Source organism: Shimia thalassica, from assembly GCF_001458215.1.
In the GTDB taxonomy this organism is placed as follows: Bacteria; Pseudomonadota; Alphaproteobacteria; order Rhodobacterales; family Rhodobacteraceae; genus Shimia; species Shimia thalassica.
Genome location: NZ_CYTW01000001.1, coordinates 1,345,401 through 1,368,013, shown reverse-complemented (window position 1 = coordinate 1,368,013; position 22,613 = coordinate 1,345,401). Strand labels below are relative to the sequence as shown.

Here is a 22,613-nt window from a genome sequence, read left to right as displayed (position 1 = left end):
CAATTTGCCACGCTCTCAAGACACGACCCGCCGGAATTTCCAGCGGGCCTCGTTTCATGTCAATCACAAGATCAGGCTAGCAAATCAAACACATCACCACCAATCTGCAGGTTGATTGAGGCCTGCCCGTCGCCGTCCACAAGCGCCCACATAATCTGGCCGGTTGGACGATAGATCACAAAGGCCTCTTCCACGTCATCATCGCCCGAGCGTTCTCCCGCAGCGGTTGCCGTGTGCGTGGTGTTCACCTGAAACTGGCTGCGCGTAGCAGAGGCATTTCCAAACTGAAGAACATCCCCGTCTGCCGCGTTGTAATCCTGTACCCAGTCCGAGCCATGGTCGAGAATTCCCAAGTGAAAGAACCTGTCCGCCCCTGCACCACCGTTCAAAAGGTCATGACCAAATCCACCATTGATAAAGTCATCGCCAGCGCCACCAAAAATCTGGTCTGCATAGGCACTGCCCGTGAGCGCATCATGCCCTGTTCCGCCAATTACGGTGTCGGCTCCAAACCCACCTGCAATCGTATCATTGCCGGCGTCCCCACGCAGTTCGTCATTGCCGTAACCGCCGTCCAGTGAATCGTCGCCGTTTCCGGCATAGATCACATCACGCAGGTCATCCATGGTGTCGCCGCCCAGCAGGGTGTCGTTGCCCTCTCCTCCGATCAGGGTGTCCACACCTCTACCGCCTTGCAGAACGTCATCGCCGTCTTCGCCTCGCAGTATGTCATTGCCATCCCCGCCGTGGAATGAATCCGCACCATCCGTTCCGGTGATGTCATCGACTTCACTGGAAAACGTCGACGAGGCGAGGCCAAACAGATCGATTTCCATATTGGGTGCAAACGGTCCTGACGGTATCGGTTCCATGGAGGTGACCAAACCGTTGAAATCGCTATAGGATGCCAAATCCACGATATCGGGAAGCGGGTCCCCTCCCAAAAGGAAATAGTGCTGCACCTCTTGTGACCCCGTAACGGGAAACAGTTTCAGTGCATAACTTACGTTTCCTGAGCCCCAGACGATCTGGCCCAAGAGAACTTCGATAGAGTCATGCGCCGGATTGGTATAGTCCATGATCACAGACTGCCCGTTAAGCGTCGTCCTCCAGTCTCCGATGTCGTCAATGATCACCATTGGGAAATCTTCGAAGAATTCAAAATCGATCACATAGGAAAAGGCGCTGTCACCCCCTAATGCATCAATCTCCAACGTGGATGGGACCACCGACACAGGGGTTGAAATGCCCCAAGGACGTGTCACAGAAAAACCGGTTAACGTATGTGTAGACATCTTTCCCTCCTCTCGGGCGTCGCTAAGGCACCATGCCATCGCCCTATACTTTAGATTCTACGACAAACCGCACCGATACGCCCTGACACATATCAAAATAGAGATATCAAAACGACGGGAACGGGGTGGGTGTTTGGCGTGCATCATGCCCCCTGAACAGGCGGCCTATGCTTTGTGGCGACGTCCAAACGTGGCGATGTCTTGTGAAGAAGGTCTGCGGTTTGCGAAGAGTTCGACATAGTGCTGAACACGCTCAAGCCGGTCCTCTGCATTCTCTGCAACCTGCATCGAGATATAGCCAATTTGCGTGTAAATCACGGTCATGCCGCGCACTTCGGACTGTTCTTTTGTAAACCCGAAACGCGCAAACAACCGCGTCACCGCCGCAATGCGAAGACTGTCCGCCTTATCCAGACGCGCCTGAAGCGTGGGCTCGGTCCGGGCCCAGTTTCTGATTGCCAGATCCAGCCTGTCATCAAACAATGTGGGATCAAGCCAGCAATCCATAAGGTTGAACAATGCCTCGCAAATATTGCTGGCTTCGGCGTTGCAACGATCAATCAGAATGCCCGTATTCTGTTCTTCCCAACGCAGGATCATTGCCGCGTGAAGTTCGGCTACATCTTTGAAAAACCAATAAAACCCTGTCCGCGTCATGTTGAGGTGTTTCGCCAACGGCATGATTTTCACCGCCTCGATCCCACCGGAAATCAGCAAATCATATGCCGCATCAAGCCAGAGGTCGCGCGACCCGCGCTGGCGGGGAGAGGAAGGTGTTGTCATGCGGTCACCATAAGGAACTTGACATATGTGTCAATTCACATAGGCTTCAACTTGACACACATGTCAAGAACCCCGAGCGGGGCTTTTTAGACCCTTTTGTTTTAGGAAGGCGCGCCTACTCATGAGCAAAGATCCACTTCTACAACCTTATCAGCTCAAGCATCTGACCTTGAAAAACCGGATCATGACGACAAGCCATGAACCCGCCTATCCCGAAGATGGCATGCCTAAAGACCGGTATCGGGCCTATCACGAAGAGCGGGCCAAAGCAGGCGTGGCCCTCGCGATGACGGCAGGATCGGCGGCGGTCTCAAAAGACAGCCCGCCCGTGTTCAACAATATCCTCGCCTATAAGGACGAGGTTGTCCCGTGGATTCAAAACCTTACCGATGGATGCCACGAACATGGCTGTGCGGTAATGATCCAGCTCACCCACCTTGGCCGCCGGACAACATGGAACAAAGGGAACTGGCTGCCTTCAGTCTCAAGCTCTAAACACCGTGAACCGGCGCACCGTGCCTTTCCCAAGCTGATTGAAGATTGGGATATCGAGAGGATCATCACCGACTTTGCCGATGCGGCCGAACGCATGCAGGCCGGTGGCATGGATGGGATCGAGTTGCAGGTCTATGGTCACCTGCTTGACCAGTTCTGGTCTCCTCTGACGAACGACCTCGTTGGCCCTTACGGCGCAGACACGCTCGAGAACCGGCTTCGGTTCCCGATGGATGTTTTGGAAGCCATCCGAAAACGGGTCGGAGAGTCCTTTATTGTCGGCTTTCGCTATACCGCGGACGAGGCCCAAAAGGGCGGCATAACAGAGGAAGACGGGATCGAAATCTCGAAACGTCTCGCGGCAACGGGACAGTTGGATTTCCTCAATGTGATCCGTGGACGTATCCATACTGATCCTGCCATGACCGACCTGATCCCCGTTCAGGGCATGGCAAACGCGCCCCATCTGGACTTTGCCGGACGGGTCAAAAAAGCCACCGGCATGCCAACATTCCACGCATCAAAAATTCCGGATGTGGCAACCGCCCGCTATGCGGTAGAGGCCGGTCTTCTGGATATGGTCGGCATGACGCGGGCCCATATGGCCGACCCCCATGTGGTACGCAAAATCATGGAAGGTCGCGAAGAGGACATCCGGCCCTGTGTCGGGGCAACCTATTGCCTTGACAGGATTTATCAGGCTGGCGATGCGCTTTGCATTCACAACGCGGCCACGGGTCGCGAGTTGTCCATGCCGCACGACATTCCGCCTGCCAATGAGAAGAAACGCGTTGTCATCGTGGGCGCTGGTCCTGCCGGTCTTGAGGCTGCGCGCGTTGCGGCGGAACGCGGACATGACGTGACCGTCTTTGAGGCCCAGCCCGATCCCGGAGGTCAAATCCGGTTGACTTCGCAAAGCCCCCGCCGCCGAGAAATGATGTCGATCATCGATTGGCGTATGGCCCAATGCGCGGCGCGGGATGTTGTCTTTCATTTCAACACATGGGCCGAAGCCGAAGATGTGACCGCGCTGAACCCCGATGTGGTGATCATTGCAACGGGCGGTCTTCCCAACACGGAACTGTTTGAAACGGGCAAGGACACCCCGCATGTGGTCACCACTTGGGATTTGATTTCCGCCGATGTCAAACCGGCGCAAAACGTTTTGATCTATGATGAAAGCGGGGACCACCCTGCCCTTCAAGCCGCCGAGATTGCGGCAGCGGCGGGATCACAGGTCGAGATCATGACACCGGACCGCGTGTTTGCACCGGATGTGATGGCAATGAATCTGGTGCCCTACATGCGCTCCCTTCAAGACAAGGACGTCACCTTCACGGTCACGCGCCGGCTGATGGATGTAACACGGTCTGGGAACAAGCTGTCAGCGACAATCGGCACTGATTATAGCGACCATACCGAGCAAAAAGAGTATGATCAGGTCGTGGTTAACTATGGCACATTGCCCTTGGACGATCTGTATCACGAGTTGAAACCCCAGAGTTCAAACTGTGGCGCCGTGGACTATGACGCCTTGATCGCAGGGGCGCCCCAGACCGTGGTGCGCAATGACGAAGGCGCGTTTCAAATTTTCCGCATCGGAGATGCGGTGTCGGCGCGCAATACACACGCGGCCATCTACGACGCCCTGAGGTTGGTTAAAGACTTGTAATTACGAAATTTTTTCACAACGCTGCGTCTGTAACGCCCCCTGCAAGGACAAACCTTGCGGAGGGTGAATTTTGTCAACTCTCAGACCAGCAAATCAAACACGTCACCACCAATTTGCAGATTGATTGACGATTGTCCTGCTCCGTCAACCAAGGCCCACATGATCTGGCCAGTGGGGCGATAGATTACAAAGGCCTCTTCGATGCTGTCATCACCCGAGCGTTCTCCGGCCGCTGTGGCGGTGTGGGTTGTATTGACCTGAAACTGGCTGGCCGTGGCCGAGCCGATCCCGAATTGCAGGATATCGCCTTCGGATGCATCATAGTCCTGAATCCAGTCAGATCCGTGATCCGCGATGCCGATGTGGAAGAACCGGTCCCCCCCCGCCCCGCCATTCAGAAGGTCATGGCCAAAGCCGCCGTTTACAAAGTCGCCCCCGTCCCCGCCAAAGATCTGGTCCGCAAAGGCCGACCCTGTGAGGGTATCGTCGCCCGTCCCGCCGATAACCGTATCAGCCCCAAAGCCACCCGCGATGGTGTCGTTGCCCGCATCGCCGCGCAATTCATCGTTACCATATCCGCCCTCCAGCGAGTCATGACCGGCACCCCCATAGGCAAGGTCGCGCAAGTCGTTTTCGCTGCTGCCCCCCACCAACACGTCGTTGCCGTCTCCGCCAATCAGAGTATCGGTTCCATCAAGCCCCAACAGCGTATCGTTACCGCCCAGGCCTTGGATATTGTCATTGCCAAAGGCCCCGGTCAGCGCCTCACCTGCAGCGGTGCCGGTGATCTCACCAAAGCGGCCGATGACTTGTGTGTTCATGTCGGCAAAGCTTGATCCGGATTCCGGTGCCGTAAGCCAAACCCCGATCAGATCTCCGTTATCGAGCTGGGTGACAGGCATGTTGCCACGCGACGAATTCAGATCAGTTGTGATCAGTATCTGGTCCCCGACCTGATTGGCTGACGCATCAAAATGCGCCCCGTAAAATCCCAGCGGATATTCGGTGCTGTTGAAGGACCCGCCGGACCAACTGACAAAGAAACCACCATCGTCCAGCTCTGTAATCTCATGCGAGCGAATAGTGCTGTTGCCATGGGAATTGATCTGCTCTTCGCCTCCAACCCTGTTTCCGCTGGCATCAAAGCGCTGCAGATACAGGCCATAATTGGAAATGCCAGCCTGGTGATTGCTTTCCCAAATGGTCACAAAGCCACCGTCATCCAGCCCCACAACCTTGGGTCGGGTTTGGGCGAACCCATCTGACGTGTGAAGCTGGAATTCATCGCCGACGGCCTCGCCCGCCGCGTTGAAGCGTTGTCCATACGATCCGAACGAGTGGCGATCCTGACCATCGGTATCCCAGACGACAACAAACCCGCCACCCGACAGGGCCGCAACATCCGGCCAGTACTGTCCTCCAAGGGTAAATGTGTTGGCGATGAATTCATCTCCAATCAAACCTCCGCCGGCGGAAATGACCTGACCCTGGATGCCATAGTTGTTGCCATCACTGCCAAAGCCCGCCCATGTGACGGCAATATTGCCATTGGTGAGCTCGGTTACAGCGGGTATGCTCTGAATGCTGCTGGTGGTGGTGTTGATGACAAACTCGTCCCCAACCGCGCCACCATTGGCCGTGAACTGCTGACCGGCGATGCCGTGCAGGCTGCCATCGATCCCGAAACTATCATAGACAACAAGAAAGCCGCCCGAAGACAGCCCTATTATTTCGGGAGAGGCCTGATTGCTTGCTGAGAGTGTGTTGACCTGAAACTCGGTCCCGACCGGAGCCCCCGATGCATCGAACACACGCCCGAACAGCCCGTCCTGATCACCATCGCGAATGCCGTCATTCCAAACGGTAACGTACCCCCCTCCGGGCAAAGCTTCGATGAAAGCATCGGCAAGAAAGCTGTCTATCGGTTCGTTTGCCGCTTGTGGAGCGCCGCTCGGAGCAAAGTAAATGGCCATAGTTTTCCCTCCCATGAAGAGGGCTGACTACATCGCTGTTCTGACTGCAACAGAACCGGGGAGTGTGTCTTTTTGTTTTTTTTGACCCGGGCGATTTGCCCTCGAAACAATTGAATGGTCCGATTGTTGCCGTGTATCGCAATAAAATCAAGAATTTGCTGTTTTGTTCACCGAAACGTTCCACAGCACAATCCGCATCGGCACCGGACAAACACCTCTCACACTCTTTGATCAGCGCACGACGCGTGCGCGCTGATCCGGCGTCCCCATCGCCAAAATCCGTGGTGAGTTCTGTTGCACCGCTTTGGAGTCGGATTTGTTTTCAAGGCCGCGCCAGTGCGCCGCGATCAGGCTCTGGGCCACGGCCCCGCCCAATGTGTTTCCCGGCCCAAGAATGATAAAGACATCCGGCATGAAATCCCGCGCCGTCACACGAATGGCCGCAGAAAGATCATAGGGCGCAACCACTTGCGTATCCAAAGTATAGCTGTGCAATGCAGGTTTATGGGTCGCCCCCGCTGGCCAGATAGCACCCCGCCCATCCACCAGTGTTATGTCTGGGTTGCTGAACAGGTCCACCCCGAGACGCGCCAACCCTTGTTGGGACACAGGTTGCTGAAGCGCGGTATGAAAACCGGCATGGCCCGGCAAACGCATGGGATAACGCGATTGCAGTTTGGGCATTTCAGCCTCGAACGCAGCAAGTCCCGCTTCGTTTCCGGCCAAGACCAGCATGCCCCCCAAATCAATCGACAGTCCTAAAACATGGCCGCTTCGGTGGTTGATATCAGACATCTTGGCTTCAATCGTGGCACGTGCACCCGGAATTGCGCACCAGTTCTCGTCCACAAATGGATATATAAGCTGCCCGCCAATCATGTGCTCTTGCATCAAGGTGCCCATGGTGTTGGCAACCTTGAACCCGTCTTCGGGTGACAACGCACCTGCACAGGTCAGCGCCGTATACCAGCCCATTGAATTTCCAGTGACCGCGACGATATCGAACCGATCCCGATCAATCGCACGGAAATCGGCATAGGCGCAGGCAAAGATCAGCCCCGAGGCATTGTCACCCCGTTGATGTTTTGCCGCCGAGTATCGCGCCGCCGCATCAAGGTCTGACACATGATCCTGCCCTGCCTGCTGGCGGATGGTGTCGAATTGCCGGATCAACGCGGCCTGATCACCATGATGACGCGCAAGATATCCCAGTTCTTCCCGATTATAGGTGCCGCGTCCCGGTGCGATCACAACTGCGGTTTGTTTCATGACGCGCTCCAAAGGTGTTTGGCGGCCTTGGCAATACTGTCGCGCGATGGCATCGTTGCGGCGTAGGCGGGTCCGGTAGCGATAAAGCTGTCCTCTGCCGCAAGCCGGGCATGGGGCACATCCGTTTTCTCATGCAGCAAAGCCATCAATGCTTCGGATTGGCTGCCTGTGGTTCGGCATTCGTCCACAACCAAAACCTTTTCGGCGCCTTCTAGGGCTGCCAAAATGCCGTCTTCCGGCAAGGGCGCCAACCAACGCATATCGATCACGCGCGTTTCAATCCCTTCCCGGGCCAGATCGGCCGCCGCCTGTGTCGACAAATACCGCCCGTTCCCATAGGTCAGGATCGCAAGCGGGCCTTGTCCCTTCACGCCTACCTCGCCCAGCGCGATCCGTCGGTCAGGCGCCGGATAGGTCGCCATCCATCCCCCGTCCTTGTCTTCCAGAAGATCGCGCGTCGGATAAAGCGCGATTGGCTCGACCATCACAACAACGCGCTGTTCTTCTCTGGCAAGGCGCACACATTCCCGCATCATCATGGCGGCGTCATCTCCGCGCGAGGGACAGGCAATCACGATACCGGGGATGTCACGCAAAACCGCAAGGGAATTGTCGTTGTGGAAATGTCCGCCAAACCCTTTTTGATAGCCAAGACCGGCAATTCGCAGCACCATCGGGTTCGTGAATTGGCCATTTGAAAAGAACGACAATGTTGCCGCCTCACCTCGCAATTGGTCCTCGGCGTTGTGAAGATAGGCCAGAAACTGAATTTCCGGCATCGGCACAAATCCGTTGTGGCCCATGCCGATGGCCAATCCAAGGATGGACTGTTCGTCCAGCAAGGTATCAATCATCCGGTCGGCACCAAAGCGATCAATCAGTTTTTGTGTCACGCCGTAAACGCCGCCCTTGCGTCCGACGTCTTCGCCCATCATGACCACCTCGGGATATTCGAGCATCAGATCGGTCAACGCCCAGTTCAGCAAACGCGACATGGGTTGCGGATTTTGGTGCTGTTTGAGGTCTCCTGCAAAAGAGGCTGCGCGTTCTTCTTCCGAGGGCCCGTTTGTCGTGGCACAGGGGCGTTCCGGCGGAATAACCGAAGCCATGACCTGTTCTGCGGTTTCAAGACGTGGTCGGGTGATGACCTCTGCGGCAACGCGTGTGCACTGGTCTTCGATCTCTTGATAGATGGCGAGCGCTTCTTCTGGGGCGAGAACCCCCGCCTCGTTCAAAAGCCGCGCAGAATGCAGCAAGGGGTCGTCGGCCTCCCACGTTTCGAAAATGTCCTTCTTGAGATAGGCCTGTTGCAGATCCGATCCGGCATGCCCGTAAAGGCGCACCAGAGACACATGCAAAAACGCGGGCTTCTTGCGCTTGCGCACATAGTCGGCGGCCTCTTGTGCCACACGATAGGTGTCATAGAGATCCAGTCCATTGGCGTGGAAATATTTCAATCCGGGCTTTTGCGCATAATTGGCTGCAACCCACCCTTTGGGGGTGCGCGTCGAAATACCGATACCGTTGTCTTCGCACACAAACAGCAATGGCAGCGGCACTGACTGATAGGCCGTCCAGCAGGCCGAATTGATGGCCCCTTGTGCCGTTGAATGGTTGGACGAGGCATCGCCAAAGGAACACATGACAATGCTGTCATCCTGCATCACCTGATGCTCCGGACGATGGCGCAGAGCAAGGCCCACCGAATAGGCCGCCCCAACCGCTTTGGGCAAATGGCTTGCGATGGTCGATGTCTGGGGCGGGATGTTCAACGCCTTTGATCCCAACACTTTATGGCGACCGCCCGAAAGCGGATCTTCGGTCGACGTCGCAAAGCTGAGCAACATATCCCAGACTGGCGTTGTGCCGGGCACCTGCGCCGAGCGCATACACTGAAACGCGCCATCTCGATAATGCAGAAAGGCCATATCATCCGGACGCAGCGCTGCGGCCACCGCTGCCATGCCTTCGTGCCCGGAAGATCCGATGGTATAGTACCCCTGTCCTTCCGACTGCATTTTCCGCGACCGGCGGTCCAGATTTCGGCTAAGGCATTGGGCGCGATAAATCGCCATCGCGTCATGCGCAGTCAGAGGCCCCGATGCCGGATCACCTGACGGAAAATCCCCTGATTTGACCCTTTCACGGAATGCCTTATCGACAACGTCTGCACGGTCCATGTTTTGCCTCTAACAAATGGTAAAAGATATGCGCCGGCGCGGTAAGTTGCCCAAAAGGAACACGTCTTTTGACGTGACATTCAAAAATGACAGGTATGGTGCCACGGGATGCCAATTCAAAACAGTTCCAATTCAACCTCCGTCGGACAGGCGGATTTGACCGCGTGTCCAGGCCGGTTACGTAAGCGTTAGACAAGCGTTTTGGTTGTGGCAACCGAAATTATGCGCGCCTTGCATCAATCCTCTGATCTGGCCTTTGAGACGCTCGGGTTTGCGCAAAACAAATTGTCAAACAGCCTTGGGAGCGGGCCATGTTTTTGCGGACAAGACGCCATGAGAAATCCCGTTCAAAGCCTGTTTGCGAAGGTCACCTTCTCTGAGGTAGCTGTGGCAAAACGCACTGGAAGTTTATGAAAAATCGCGTTCATATGCGGCAAAGCCTTCGTCAAACCTGTCTTTGAGATTCAGAAAGTCATACCCCGTGTCCCAAACCGCCGATATTGTCATTCTCAATGGTGCGCTTTGCACCTTTGATCCCACACGTCCAACGGCACAGGCCCTTGCAATTTCCGGTCGCAAGATCACCGCAGTTGGCAGCGATACCGACATTCAAGGCTTGGTTGGTCCGACAACCCGCGTGATTGATGCCCAAGGCAGCACCGTTCTGCCCGGATTTATCGACAGCCACGTGCATCTGTTTGCGGGTTCGGCCGAGTTGGACATGCTTGACCTGATGGGCCTGCGTGGGTTGGACCGGTTGAAAGATGCGGTTCTGGGCTATGCGGCCGGGCGGCCTGACGATCCGTTGATCATGGGGGTTGCGGCCCACTATGACATCATCGCCCCCGGCACAAAGGCGACGCGTCACGATCTGGACACCATCATGCCAAATCGCCCGCTGGCGCTCATGACGTCGGACCACCACACCGTGTTTGCCAATACGGCGGCCCTTGAAAAGGCGGGTATTCTGCATGGCGGTCCTGTGCCTGAGGGCAGCGAAATTGTCATGGGGCCGGACGGCACGGCCACAGGGCAGCTCAACGAGACCGGAGCCTTTGGGCCGGTTCTGAAACTGTCTGCCCTTGGAGGGCGTGATCTGCTTGGATATGTGACGGGAGCAGAGCCGGAACCGGCGGCCACACCCGAGGAACGTGCCCACGACAAAGAGATCATTCTGCGCGGCCTCACCCATTGTGCTTCTTATGGGATCACGGGCCTGCACAATATGGACGGTAATTTTTACCAACTCGAGTTGCTGGCAGAACTCGAAGCCGAAAACCGCCTGCCCATCCGTGTTCAGATGCCTATGCACTTGAAGAACTATGACTCGCTGGACCGCTTGCAGGAAGCCGTGGAAATGCGCGACCGCTTCAACAGCGACAAGGTGTATTCCGGTCGGGTCAAGATGTTCATGGACGGGGTTTTGGACAGCTATACCGCGTTCATGCTGTCCCCCTATCCCGGCAATCCGGCAACATCGGGCGACGCCGTGTTTGACGCCGACCACTTTAACGAGGCCTGTATTCGTGCCGATGCAATGGGGTTGCAGATCAGCGTGCATGCCATTGGCGACGGCGCCGTGCGGCGTGTTCTGGATGGGTACGAAGCGGCCCGAAACGCCAATGGGGCGCGCGACAGCCGCCACCGCGTTGAACATATCGAGGTCATAGATCCCGCCGACCTGCCGCGCGTTGCACAATTGGGCGCGGTCGCGTCTGTGCAACCCCTGCATTCGCCGACAGGTGGGATTTTCGAAGCCTATGCACCGGGGGACATCCTGACATCTGCGCAGATCGGACAAGCCTTTGCTTGGCGTGCCCTGCGCGCCAGCGGCGCACGGGTGTGTTTTTCCACGGATTGGCCGATCGTTCCCATTGATGTCATGGTGTCGGTGGCCGGTGCGGTACATGGCAAGGACCTGCCTGCCCCGTGGCAGGACAACCGCCAAAGCCTGATGGACACCCTTGCCTCTTATACGCGTGACAATGCCTGGGTCGAATTTGCAGAAAACCAAAAAGGCGTTCTGAAATCCGGATACCTCGCCGATATTGCGGTCATGGACAAAAACCTGTTCGACCTACCGACCGAAGACCTCGCAAACGCCAAAGCGGTGCTGACCCTATGCGACGGGGAAGAAACCTTCAGCGCATAAGCCGAAGCCTTACCCCAAAAGTAAACGTAGCCTCGACCGGCATTCGACCCTAGGTTGGTGCAACTTTCCTTCATAGCGAGATTTTCACATGCCTGATTTGGAACAGAACAAGAAAAACGTCATCGCGTTTTACGAAATGATGTTCAACGCTTGCGAACCACGCAAGGCGATCACCGCGTTCGTGGGGGATGACTATATCCAGCACAACCCGCATGTAGCCAACGGCAAGATCGGGTTTATCGAGTATTTCGAAAAAATGTCCGCCGAATATCCCGGCAAACGGGTTGAGGTCAAACGGGCGTTTGCGGAAGGGGATCATGTGATTTTGCATTGCCACCAGATCTGGCCCGATGGTCTTGAATACGCGGGGATCGATATCTTTCGCCTTGATGAAAACGGCAAGGTGGTCGAGCATTGGGATGTGCTTCAGGAACTGCCAGAGACAAGCGCGCATGAAAACGGAATGTTTTGACCCCGCTGCGAATTGCGCCTGAATTGGTTTTCTCCTAGCGTTCAGAAATGGACCAAAGGAGCAAACCAAAATGACCCTCACGCCGTGGCTGGCCTTTTCCATCGACCGCGGGGCAAAGACACCTGTTTTCGAACAGATTTGTCGGGCCATTCGTGACAAAGCCCATGCTGGCGACCTGACAGCGGGCACCAAACTGCCGCCAACCAGAGGGTTTGCCGTGGACCTTGGCGTATCGCGCTCCACGGTTGTGACCGCCTATGAACAACTTGTTGCCGAGGGGTATCTCAGCAGCGTTCAAGGCGCAGGCTATACCATCTGCGCGCTTGGGGATGTCGAGCTTCCACGCCCCCAAAACCCGAAATCTCCCTCGCAAGACGCACCGCTCGCGCCCAAACCACGTCCCTTTGCAGCCAGCTTGCCCGACATGCGTTTGTTTCCCCATCGGCAATGGGCCAGATCTGTTGCCCGTGTTTGCCGGACAAATCCACAATCCATGTTGATTAACACCAGCCCCTTTGGGAACCCCGACCTGCGCAGGGCGATTTCAGACCATGTTGCCGAATGGCGCGGCATCAAAGCAGAGTCAGACCAGATTATCGTCACTGCGGGCGCGGTGGATGCTTTGGAAATCTGCATGCGCACTTTGGCTAGCGCTGGCGCATTGGTTGGGCTTGAGGACCCCGGATATTCTCCCTTGCGCAGGTTTGTCGCCTCGCAAGGGTTGTCCCCGACTTTTCTGAATGTAACCGGGGACGGCGCAGAATTGCCCGCACCGGACACACCGCCAGAGCTGGTGGTGTTGACCCCGTCCCATCAGTATCCCTTGGGCGGCGCCATGAGCCCCAACAGGCGGCTTGAATTCCTGAATTGGGCAGACCGCACCAATGCCTGGATCATTGAGGACGATTACGACAGCGAATTCAGATATGCGGGGCGCCCCATCCCCGCAATGGCAGGGTTCGACCAACTGCGCAGAACGATTTATGTCGGCAGTTTCTCCAAAGTGTTCTCGAACGCGTTGCGTCTTGGCTATCTGATTGTGCCCAAAGGGTTGACCGAACAATTTGCCGCTACGTTGCAAGGGTTCGGCGTAAAAGCCAGCCTGATGCCCCAACAGGCCCTTGCCGATTTCATTTTCGCAGGCGAATTCTATCGTCACATTCGCCGAGTCCGCCGCCTCTATGGAGACCGGCGCAAATACCTTTTGGACCGGCTTGCGCGTGACTTTGGCGAATGGGGATATTGCGCTGATCACCAAGCAGGAATGCAGGTTGTGTTCCACCTGCATGAAGGCCTCAAAGACATTGATATCGCAAAAGAAATGAATCGCGCGGGTCTGCACGCGCAGGCCCTGTCCCGCCTCTGCCAGAACGCGAGCCACCACAACGGTTTGATCCTTGGGTATTGCGCCTTTTCCGAAGAAGAAACAGGCCCCGCACTGGATGCGTTGCTAACCTGCTTTCAAAGGGCAAGCCATTCGGCCAATGGCCATGACGCAGTTAAAGCTGATCTTTGACCAAATGCATCAACGTCGCGCCCGTTTCGTAGTATCCTCCGCGAAGACCCGCAAAAGGCAGGGAATGTGATGTGACGGGGGGAACCGGCAATCCATCTGTGCCCCCTGTGAGCAATGCCTCAGCCATGTGTTTTCCGAACAAGGTGCCCGGTGCGATGCCCCGGCCAGAGTACCCAAAGCACACCATCGCCGACGGGTCCGGTTGCAGAATTTTGGGCAAATGCTCGACTGTCATGGCGATCCGTCCGTGCCACGTATGCTCAAGCGACACATCCGCAAGCTCTGGAAACATCCGCACCAATTTACGTTGCAGCCAGCCTTGATGGACAAAACTGCCAATGTGGCCCAACTCGCCCATAGCGCCGATAATCAGACGGCCCGCCTGATCAAGACGCCAGGATGACATCACCAAAGCCGTATCCCAGCATCCCTCGAGACCCGGAAGAATCTTGCTGCGTTGTTCTTCGGACAATGGCGCGGTGGCCGATTGGAAATAATGCACCGGCACCACCTTCGGTGTGTCCAGTCCGGCCATCTTTCGGGTGTAGCCCCCCGTGGCCACGATCATCGCAGGTGCAGAAATCCGCCCCTGTGGTGTTTCGATGATCCAGCGGTCGCCCTCGCGTGCGAGAGAGGTTGCCGGCGTGTTTTCAAACAGATTGGCCCCCTGCGCTAGAGCGGTCCGCGCAAGTCCCTTGGCATAGGCCAGCGGTTGGATGGTCCCCGCACGCGGGTCGAACAAGGCCCCGTGAACCTGATCCGATCCAACGCGTGCGACAGCCGCATCACGATCCAGCAACGTCACCGGCGCCCCGATGGCCGTCATCTGGGCATGGCGACGTTTCAGATCCTTCATACCCGAGGGCGCATGGGCGCAATGCAGCGTACCGTTCCGCACGGGCTCGCACGCGATCTGGTGCTTGTTGATCAAGTCAAAAACCATATTTGGCCCGTTGGCCAAAAGCCCCGAAAGGCGGCTACCGACACGCGCGCCCAAATGGCTGTTGATATCCTCGGGTGGCAACCAAAGTCCGGCATTGGCCAAACCCACGTTGCGCCCGGACCCTCCGGCGCCAAAGGTATGCGCCTCGATCAGGCACACCGATGCTCCGGCCTCTGCCGCATGAAGGGCTGCAGACAATCCCGTAAATCCACCGCCGATGATTGCAAGATCCGCCACGACCTCCCCCATCAGGGACGGCGCGGTCACACTCTCTGCACAGCTATGATACCAAAGGCTTTTGTCCAGATCTTCGGTCATATTTACTTACCCCTGACGGTCAATCTCTGGCATTGTTTTCGCGCCTTGTTGGGAAACTGTAAATACAGATTTGATGCAACGTGAAATGTTCCCGTTCTGACAAATCAATTTGGCCAATTTTTCGTCACAGATTCATGATGCGGGCGCACGTCACGGCACCTGCCCAGCACGCCTACCTTCTGTGTCATTGCGGAATGAGTCGTGCTGCAAACTGGCGTGGCTTTGCCCCGTTGGTAACGCAAGGTTACAACCGTTTTCCGTTGCTCACGGGCCGTTCGACACTTCAGTCTGGTGTTAGCCTCAATTTTATCAGGACCCCTTTCATGACAAGCGCCGCCAAACAGCCCCCGTTTATTCCTTTTGAAAGCTTCGAGATCGGCCAGATACAGAACTTTGGCGCATATGAGGTGACCAAAGAAGAGATCATCGAGTTTGCATCAAAATACGACGCACAGTTTTTCCATCTCGATGAAGAAGCCGCAAAACAATCTTTGTTCGGCGGGCTCTGTGCAAGTGGCTGGCACACCTGCTCGATGACGATGGCAATGCTTGTCGAAAACATGGACAAAACCGGCCGGGGTCTCGGGTCTCCGGGGCTTGATGAATTGCGCTGGCTTAAGCCTGTCTTTCCCGGTGATATCTTGAGCGTCCAAATGGAAGTCATGGATCTGTTGCCTTCGAAAAGCCGTCCGACCATCGGATTTGTCGTGAACAAAGTCACCGTCAACAACCAGAAGGACGAGCCGGTCATGAGCTTTGTCAGCAAGGGCATTTTCCCCCGTTCGCAAAGCTAAAAGACATCGAAGGCTGCTGCGGCGTCTACACGTCGCAGATCGCGGGCTGCACCGTTACAAATTCGACACCTGTCCGTTATCTTTCCGATACATCGGATTGTTAGCCGCTGCCTCAGACCCATTTCCCAGAGGCAGGATGTTCCATGACCACTATTTTCACACCCGACACCAGCATTGGCATTTCGGCAGTAGGCCAGCTGCAGAGCGGCGAAACCGAACTGTTCACAGGCGGTTCCGAAGTTGTTAGCACCGAAAACGGCATTGCCTATGTCACTAACGGTGCCCAAGACCGCATCGACGTGTTTGATGTTGCCACACAAACCCTGATCAACACGCTGGACCTCGGCGGGATCGAAGGGTTCGATGGCGTTCAATCTGTTGCCGTTGGAAACGGCATTATTGCTGCGGCCGTTTCGATCGAAGACTCGGTTCAGGACGGTGTACTTGCCCCGACCAATGGCGTGATCGCGCTGTTCACGGACGAAGGCACGTATCTTGGCACTTTCGAAGTCGGCAATTTGCCCGACATGGTGACGTTCACACCTGATGGAAACACTATTCTGGTTGCTGGCGAAGGCGAGCAAACCGATAACGGCGACCCGATTGGCACCATCAGCATCTTTGACCTGTCCAATGGCGTGATCGGCAACGAAGCCACCATTCTTGATTTCACCGCGTTTGACGGTCAGGAAGACGCGTTGCGCGCACAGGGTGTTCTGATCGAGCCGGGCCGCAGCGTCAGCCAGGATCTTGAGCCTGAGTACATTTCGGTTTCGCCCGACGGCACCACCGCATGGGTCACCTTGCAGGAAGCCAACGCCGTTGCCATTCTGGACCTGAGCACAAACACCGTGACCGATATCATGGGTCTGGGCCTGATCGACCGCAGCCTCGAAGGTTTCGAGATTGACGCCTCAAACCGTGACGATGCCATCAACATGGTCAACTATGACAACGTCTATGGCATGCGCCAGCCCGACGCGATCACCTCTTTCGAAGTGGACGGAAACACCTATTTCGTGACCGCCAACGAAGGCGACGCGCGCGACGCCACAGAAGGCCGCATCAAGGATCTGGATCTGGACCCAACCATCTTCCCCGATGCAGAGGCCCTGCAGGAAGACGACGTTCTTGGCCGCCTGAAGGTGCGCACGGACCTTGGCGACATCGATGGCGACGGCGATTATGACATGCTGTATGTCTATGGTGGCCGCAGCTTCACCATCTATAACGACGCAGGCGACATCGTTTTCGAAAGCGGCTCGATGTTCTCGCGTTTGATCGCGCAAATCCGTCCCGAGCTGTTCAACCACGATGATGGCGACTTTGACGACCGCTCTGACGACAAGGGCGTCGAGCCTGAGGCGGTTGCCGTGGGCGAAGTCAATGGCCGTACATTGCTGTTTGTCGGCCTCGAGCGTGACAGCGGCGTGGTTGTTCTGGATGCCACCGATCCGGCAAACCCGACCTATGTCAACTACATCGATGGCTCGCTTCAAGGCAACATCAGCCCCGAAACAATCGCCTTTATTCCAGCAGAAGAAAGCACTTCAGGCAACGCACAGATCCTGATCGCTTACGAAGGCGACGGCAACACTGCGGTCTATGATCTGGAAGAAGCGCTGGACCTGTCCGGCACGGACGCGGATGACCGTCTGACAGGCACCAGCGCAGGCGACCAGCTGAACGGTGGTGACGGTGCGGATACCTTGAACGGCAACGACGGAGATGACCTTCTGGTTGGCGGAACAAGTGCTGCCGACGGAGACGACGTGATCTTTGCCGGAGCGGGCAATGACACCGCAACTGGTGGCGAAGGTGATGACCTGATCTATGGCATGGACGGCGACGACCAGCTGACAGGTGATGCCGGAAACGACATGATCGCTGGCCAAAATGGCGATGACACCGTGTCTGGCGGCAGCAACGCTGACATTCTGTATGGCAACGACGGGGATGACCTGCTGAATGGCGGCTACGGTTTTGACCAGTTGATTGGTGGGGCTGGCGCCGACCGCTTCTATCACGCAGGCGACGAAGGTCACGGCACAGACTGGGTTGCGGATTTCTCTGTTGAAGACAGCCTTGTCTTCGGTGGCGGCATCGCAACTTCTGACGACTTCATCGTCCAGATGGCATCGGTTGATGGTGCTGGCGATGCAGGCGTTGACGAGGCCTTTGTGACCTATGCCCCAACAGGTCAGGTTCTGTTTGCGCTTGTTGACGGTTCAAACGTGACCGAGTTGAACATGACAATCGCCGCAACTGGCGAAAGCTTCGACCTCTTGGCATAACACCGCATCAGACCAAAAGAACGGCCCTGCACTTTGCGGGGCCGTTTTTCATTTCGCGCCGTTTCTCCATCAGGCGAGCAGATCAAAGACCTCGCCGCCAATCTGTAGATTGATCGAAGACTGCCCCCCACCATCGACCAAGGCCCAGAGGATCTGGCCGGTGGGCTGGTGGATGACAAAAGCTTCGGCGGTGTCGCCGGCGCCTGCGCCGTCTGTGCTGGCCAAGCGGACGCGGAAGTCGTCGGCTGTGGCTGACCCGCCACAGTGCAGCACGTCGCCTTCTGTCGCAGCATAATCCCGCACCCAGTCGGTGCCGTGGCCCGTGTCGCCGCTGTGAAAGAACCGATCTGCACCGGTGCCGCCGTTCAGGCGATCATAGCCGAAACCGCCGTTCAGGAAGTCATCCCCGTCGCCGCCAAAAATCAGGTCGGACAGCGCCGCGCCGGTCAACACGTCGTCGCCAGTGCCGCCATAGAGGCTGTCCGAGCCTTGCTCGCCCACCAACGTATCGTGGCCCGCATCGCCGCGCAGCTCGTCATTGCCATAGCCGCCGCGCGCGAGATCATTGCCACCGCCTGCGTAAATCCGGTCGGCGAGATCCGCTTCAACCCCTTCGACGACTTGGTTCCCGTAAAGGAAATCATCTCCTTCACCACCAACCAAAACGTCAGGCCCCAGGCCTCCTAAAATCGTATCAGAACCTTCATGGCCAAGAAGACGATCTGCGAAATTACTACCGATGATATAATCGTCGCCAAGGTATCCGTTTGAAGTTGCACCTGAAACCTCTTGCGATCCATCCAGAACGTCATCTTCATTTGTTCCGTCTAAATAGTAGCGAGCACCCTCAATACTCCAGTCATAGGCGTTTTGAAGAGTGTCAAATGCTTCAACGTTTGAATAAACGACACCACGTGCTCCAAGGGTGATATCTGTTGGAATGCGTGTCTCTGACGGGTCTAAAGTCGACCACCCAGATAGAGTAGCGTCAAAATTCTCCATACTCATTCCAGATTCGTTAAACATAGAACTTGCACGGGTCAATGAAGAGATGTCCCAATCCTCAAGGCTTTGATCAAAGGAAGAGGCAGACTCAAACATGCTATTCATATTTCGCGCACTGCTAACATCCCAGTCGCCAATATCCTGATCAAAGGAAGAGGCCCCGTAGAACATACTACTGAATGAGACCACACTACTAGTGTCCCAATTCCCAATATCCTGGTTAAAGGAAGAGGCCTTGAAGAACATAGCACTAATATAGACCACACTGCTAACATCCCAGTCGCCAATATCCTGATTAAAGGAAAAGGCTTCGTGGAATGTATTAGTGAATGAGACCACACTACTGGTGTCCCAATTCCCAATATCCTGGTTAAACACAGTTGCGCGGTCAAACGTGCTATTCATAGTAAGGACGCTACTGGTATCCCAATTTCCGATATCCCAGTTCATTTGATTAGAGAAACCGGTCGGAGCACCGAATGTGCGATCCATATCAGTTACAGAACTTGTGTCCCAATAAATAATTTCACTCGGAATCGGTAGATGAGGATAGTATTCAAAGACGTAGAAGTAGCCATCTAAAGAGGTGCTTGGTGCGGGAATCATTTGCAGTTCAATCCTGTATTCATATTCTTGGGCAGGGCTCGGGCGCATCAGAGGCAGGCCCACCTAACACTTCCCGAGATTCGCGGTAAAACCACTACACCCACCATCCCCTAGGGTTGTGCGTTGTTCAACGATATTCCCTATGCGCGCATTTCCGGACGGCTATAAAACGCCGACACCCGACCTTGCCTTGGGGCAGTGCCGGGTGTGCAGACGTTCAAAATAACAAAGCGCGCGTCAGGCGAGCAGGTCAAACACATCGCCGCCAATCTGAAGGTTGATCGACGACTGACCACCACCGTCCACCAATGCCCACATGATCTGGCCCGTCGGGCGGTAGATGACGAAAGCCTCTTCCGTGGCATCGTCGCCGGACCGCTCTCCGGCTGCGGTAGCGGTGTGTGTGGTGTTGATCTGGAACTGGCTGCGGGTTGCTGAGGCGATGCCAAACTGAAGGATGTCGCCCTCGGTGGCGTTGTAGTCCTGCACCCAGTCCGATCCGTGGTCGGCAATGCCGATGTGATAAAAGCGATCCGCACCCGCGCCACCGTTCAAAAGGTCATGCCCAAAGCCACCGTTCACAAAATCGTCACCGTCGCTGCCGAACATCTGGTCCGCAAAGGCCGATCCGGTGAGGGTGTCATTTCCGGCGCCACCAATCACGGTATCCGCGCCAAAACCGCCCGCAATCGTGTCGTTGCCTGCGTCGCCCCGCAACTCGTCGTTGCCATAGCCGCCGTCAATGTCGTCATTGCCTGCACCAGCATACACCACATCGCGAATATCGTCTTCGCTGGTGCCGCCAATGATTTCGTCATCGCCATCACCGCCATTCAAGGTATCGTTGCCATCCCCCCCTTCGAGGGTGTCGCGTCCACCATTGCCCACAAGAAGGTCGTTGCCCGCTTCTCCGACGAACCGTTCATCCGCCGACGAGCCGCGCACAACATCGTTAAAGTCGCTTGCAATGGCGCCTTCGATCCCTGTGAAACTATCTGTATCCCCGTGCGGATCGATGGCCGTGCCCGCGCCAACACCAGAGAAAATGATTTCAACACCGGTTTCACCATCCCTGCTGTCATCATCACGATAAAACAACCCATCAATGCCGGCACTGCCAGTGAACGTGTCATTGCCACCGTGACCATTCCAGAGCGAGATTTGCCCGCTGTCCGTTGCGGCCCCGACGAACGCATCGTCATCGTGTGTACCCGACAGAACATGGCCATAGGTGTAGGTATCGTTCACGACCCCAAGAACGTTGCTGGTCACGGTGCCCGAACCGTCCGCGCCTTGTGTGATCACCAGCCCACCAGAGCCATTGACGTTGTAATAGCTGATATCGATGCCATTGCCGTCCATCCACAACTGAGCGTTGCCTATGATCGTGTTTGCACCGGTATAGGGGCTGATGTAATCGCCATAGCCGCCACCTTGAGATCCATCAAGCGTGTCATCGCCCGTACCCCCATAGAGATGGTCACGCCCTTCCCCGCCAACGATATTGTCATTGCCGCTTGATCCATAAAGCGTGTCTTCGCCACTGCTGCCAATCATGGTATCCGCGAAATAGGACCCCGAGACATTTTCGATGTTCAAAAGTGTGTCGGTAAAGCTATGCCCGTCCCACGTTCCGGTAACGCGACCGGCGGCCAGGTCGACCTCAACCGCCCCCACGCCGCTGCGATCATACCGGACGCGATCAACGCCCCCGCCTCCGTCAATCGTGTCATTGCCTTGCTCGCCAATAAAGCTCTCGCGCGCGTCACTTCCCGTAAGGCTGTCTGCAAAATCGGTGGCGCGGATTTCGACACGCCCGGTGCCCCCAAGGAAATTGATCTGCTCGCGGTTGCCATACCCATCATTGGACACCACACCAGTGTTCATGTTGACGACCAAACCTTGAGACGGATTGTCCTCAACACCGCGATGAAAGCTCAACCGCCCGTTGACATCGGTCTGAATAGTATAGGTATCAACACCTTCACCCCCACGGAAGTTCCACCAAGACCCTTCACTGGCATTAAAGTTGAACGTGTCTCGTCCAACAGTTCCAGTCAAATAGAACCCATAGGCATCATGCACCGCGTCCTGAATGTTCACTAGCGTGTCCACGAACCCCGGCCCCGTGACCGTACCCGTATTCTGGTCGACATCGATATCAACGGCTATGGATGGTTGCGCATTGCCCAAACCCGGCACATAGCCGTAGCTGATTTCGTAAAAGCTACTCCCGCTCGCCCCTGTAAAATCAAGTGTATCATTGCCTCGGGAGCCAACGATAAAGTCATAGTCGGAGTTCTGCCCGGGCACGATCGTATCGTTTCCTGCTCCGCTATACAGGATATCGCTGAATGGCGAACCGGTGATACTCATGCGGCTTGTGATCTGCGCAATGAAGTCCCACCACTCACTCATCGTGAAGCGTTCTACGGCATCCGAGGCATCAATGGTTATCGGTGCCGCCGACAAAAGTGTGGCAAAGGAGGAAAAGTCTCCCGTTGTATCGATCTCGACGAGAGAATTGAACAACGACTGGGTGGGCCAGTTTAAGTCCGTCAGCGTGGCAATGACATTGCCTGAATTATCCTCGAAACTCATCCCCGTGACGGTGCCTGTCGCCGCACCCGTCTGACTGTTCAGGGACATTCCGGTTCCGGAAATGGTTGTGCGATGGCCCGTTTCGACCTGACGGGTAACGACACTCGTCGGTGTCGTGACTTCGTACACAACATCAAGCCCGGACGTGCCGAAGAAGGCATTTGTAAACACAAGACTATTTGGGCCAAAAAAATCGAAATTTGTCATCGTATACTCCGTCTAAAATGAAATACGTAAAAATTGCC

At 55.9% G+C, this 22,613-nt stretch carries 14 protein-coding genes; 6 read left to right on the top strand and 8 right to left on the bottom strand.

Annotated features, from left to right (window positions below; translation table 11 throughout):
* Positions 1–71: 71 nt before the first annotated feature.
* Both PH7735_RS06280 and PH7735_RS06275 read right to left on the bottom strand, forming a co-directional pair.
* Positions 72–1,295: a calcium-binding protein gene (locus PH7735_RS06280; protein ID WP_058310423.1), complete on the bottom strand. Its 1,224-nt coding sequence runs from the start codon at positions 1,293–1,295 to the stop codon at positions 72–74.
* A 165-nt stretch (positions 1,296–1,460) separates the two neighbouring features.
* On the bottom strand, positions 1,461–2,078 hold the full coding sequence (locus tag PH7735_RS06275) for a TetR/AcrR family transcriptional regulator (protein ID WP_058310422.1): 618 nt from the start codon (positions 2,076–2,078) through the stop codon (positions 1,461–1,463).
* A 121-nt stretch (positions 2,079–2,199) separates the two neighbouring features.
* On the opposite strand from PH7735_RS06275, the gene PH7735_RS06270 reads away from it, so the two are divergent.
* Positions 2,200–4,245, top strand: a complete 2,046-nt coding sequence (locus PH7735_RS06270; protein ID WP_058310421.1) for an FAD-dependent oxidoreductase — start codon at positions 2,200–2,202, stop codon at positions 4,243–4,245.
* 80 nt (positions 4,246–4,325) lie between these two features.
* Here PH7735_RS06270 and PH7735_RS06265 read toward each other — a convergent pair whose 3' ends face one another.
* From PH7735_RS06265 to PH7735_RS06255, 3 genes are all read right to left on the bottom strand, one after another.
* Positions 4,326–6,218, bottom strand: a complete 1,893-nt coding sequence (locus PH7735_RS06265) for a calcium-binding protein (protein WP_058310420.1) — start codon at positions 6,216–6,218, stop codon at positions 4,326–4,328.
* A 231-nt stretch (positions 6,219–6,449) separates the two neighbouring features.
* Positions 6,450–7,487 (bottom strand): ACP S-malonyltransferase, encoded by a 1,038-nt coding sequence (locus PH7735_RS06260; protein ID WP_058310419.1) that lies wholly within the window; start codon positions 7,485–7,487, stop codon positions 6,450–6,452.
* Entirely contained in the window at positions 7,484–9,667 is a 2,184-nt protein-coding gene (locus PH7735_RS06255; protein ID WP_058310418.1) for a dehydrogenase E1 component subunit alpha/beta, read from the bottom strand. The genes PH7735_RS06260 and PH7735_RS06255 overlap by 4 nt, the downstream gene beginning before the upstream one ends.
* A gap of 481 nt (positions 9,668–10,148) precedes the next feature.
* On the opposite strand from PH7735_RS06255, the gene PH7735_RS06245 reads away from it, so the two are divergent.
* The 3 genes from PH7735_RS06245 (at position 10,149) to pdxR (ending at position 13,807) form a co-directional block, all read left to right on the top strand.
* Positions 10,149–11,819, top strand: coding sequence for an amidohydrolase (locus PH7735_RS06245; RefSeq protein WP_058310416.1), 1,671 nt, complete (start codon positions 10,149–10,151; stop codon positions 11,817–11,819).
* 88 nt (positions 11,820–11,907) lie between these two features.
* Positions 11,908–12,291, top strand: a complete 384-nt coding sequence (locus PH7735_RS06240) for a nuclear transport factor 2 family protein (RefSeq protein ID WP_058310415.1) — start codon at positions 11,908–11,910, stop codon at positions 12,289–12,291.
* Between the two features lie 70 nt (positions 12,292–12,361).
* Positions 12,362–13,807 carry a MocR-like pyridoxine biosynthesis transcription factor PdxR gene (gene pdxR, locus PH7735_RS06235; protein WP_058310414.1) on the top strand — a complete coding sequence of 482 codons (1,446 nt, stop codon included), beginning with the start codon at positions 12,362–12,364 and terminating at the stop codon, positions 13,805–13,807.
* Here pdxR and PH7735_RS06230 read toward each other — a convergent pair.
* Complete coding sequence (locus PH7735_RS06230; RefSeq protein WP_058310413.1) at positions 13,791–15,068, bottom strand: NAD(P)/FAD-dependent oxidoreductase; 1,278 nt, start codon at positions 15,066–15,068, stop codon at positions 13,791–13,793. The genes pdxR and PH7735_RS06230 overlap by 17 nt on opposite strands.
* A gap of 323 nt (positions 15,069–15,391) precedes the next feature.
* On the opposite strand from PH7735_RS06230, the gene PH7735_RS06225 reads away from it, so the two are divergent.
* Together PH7735_RS06225 and PH7735_RS06220 are read left to right on the top strand one after the other, a co-directional pair.
* Positions 15,392–15,862, top strand: coding sequence for a MaoC family dehydratase (locus PH7735_RS06225; protein ID WP_082645196.1), 471 nt, complete (start codon positions 15,392–15,394; stop codon positions 15,860–15,862).
* A 143-nt stretch (positions 15,863–16,005) separates the two neighbouring features.
* A complete protein-coding gene (locus tag PH7735_RS06220; protein WP_058310412.1) occupies positions 16,006–18,156 on the top strand; it encodes a choice-of-anchor I family protein in 2,151 nt (716 codons plus the stop codon).
* 69 nt (positions 18,157–18,225) lie between these two features.
* Here the strand turns inward: PH7735_RS06220 and PH7735_RS21265 are convergent, their stop codons facing one another.
* Together PH7735_RS21265 and PH7735_RS06210 are read right to left on the bottom strand one after the other, a co-directional pair.
* A complete protein-coding gene (locus tag PH7735_RS21265; RefSeq protein WP_503167626.1) occupies positions 18,226–19,767 on the bottom strand; it encodes a BspA family leucine-rich repeat surface protein in 1,542 nt (513 codons plus the stop codon).
* A gap of 237 nt (positions 19,768–20,004) precedes the next feature.
* Complete coding sequence (locus tag PH7735_RS06210) at positions 20,005–22,575, bottom strand: calcium-binding protein (protein WP_058310410.1); 2,571 nt, start codon at positions 22,573–22,575, stop codon at positions 20,005–20,007.
* Between the last annotated feature and the right edge of the window lie 38 nt (positions 22,576–22,613).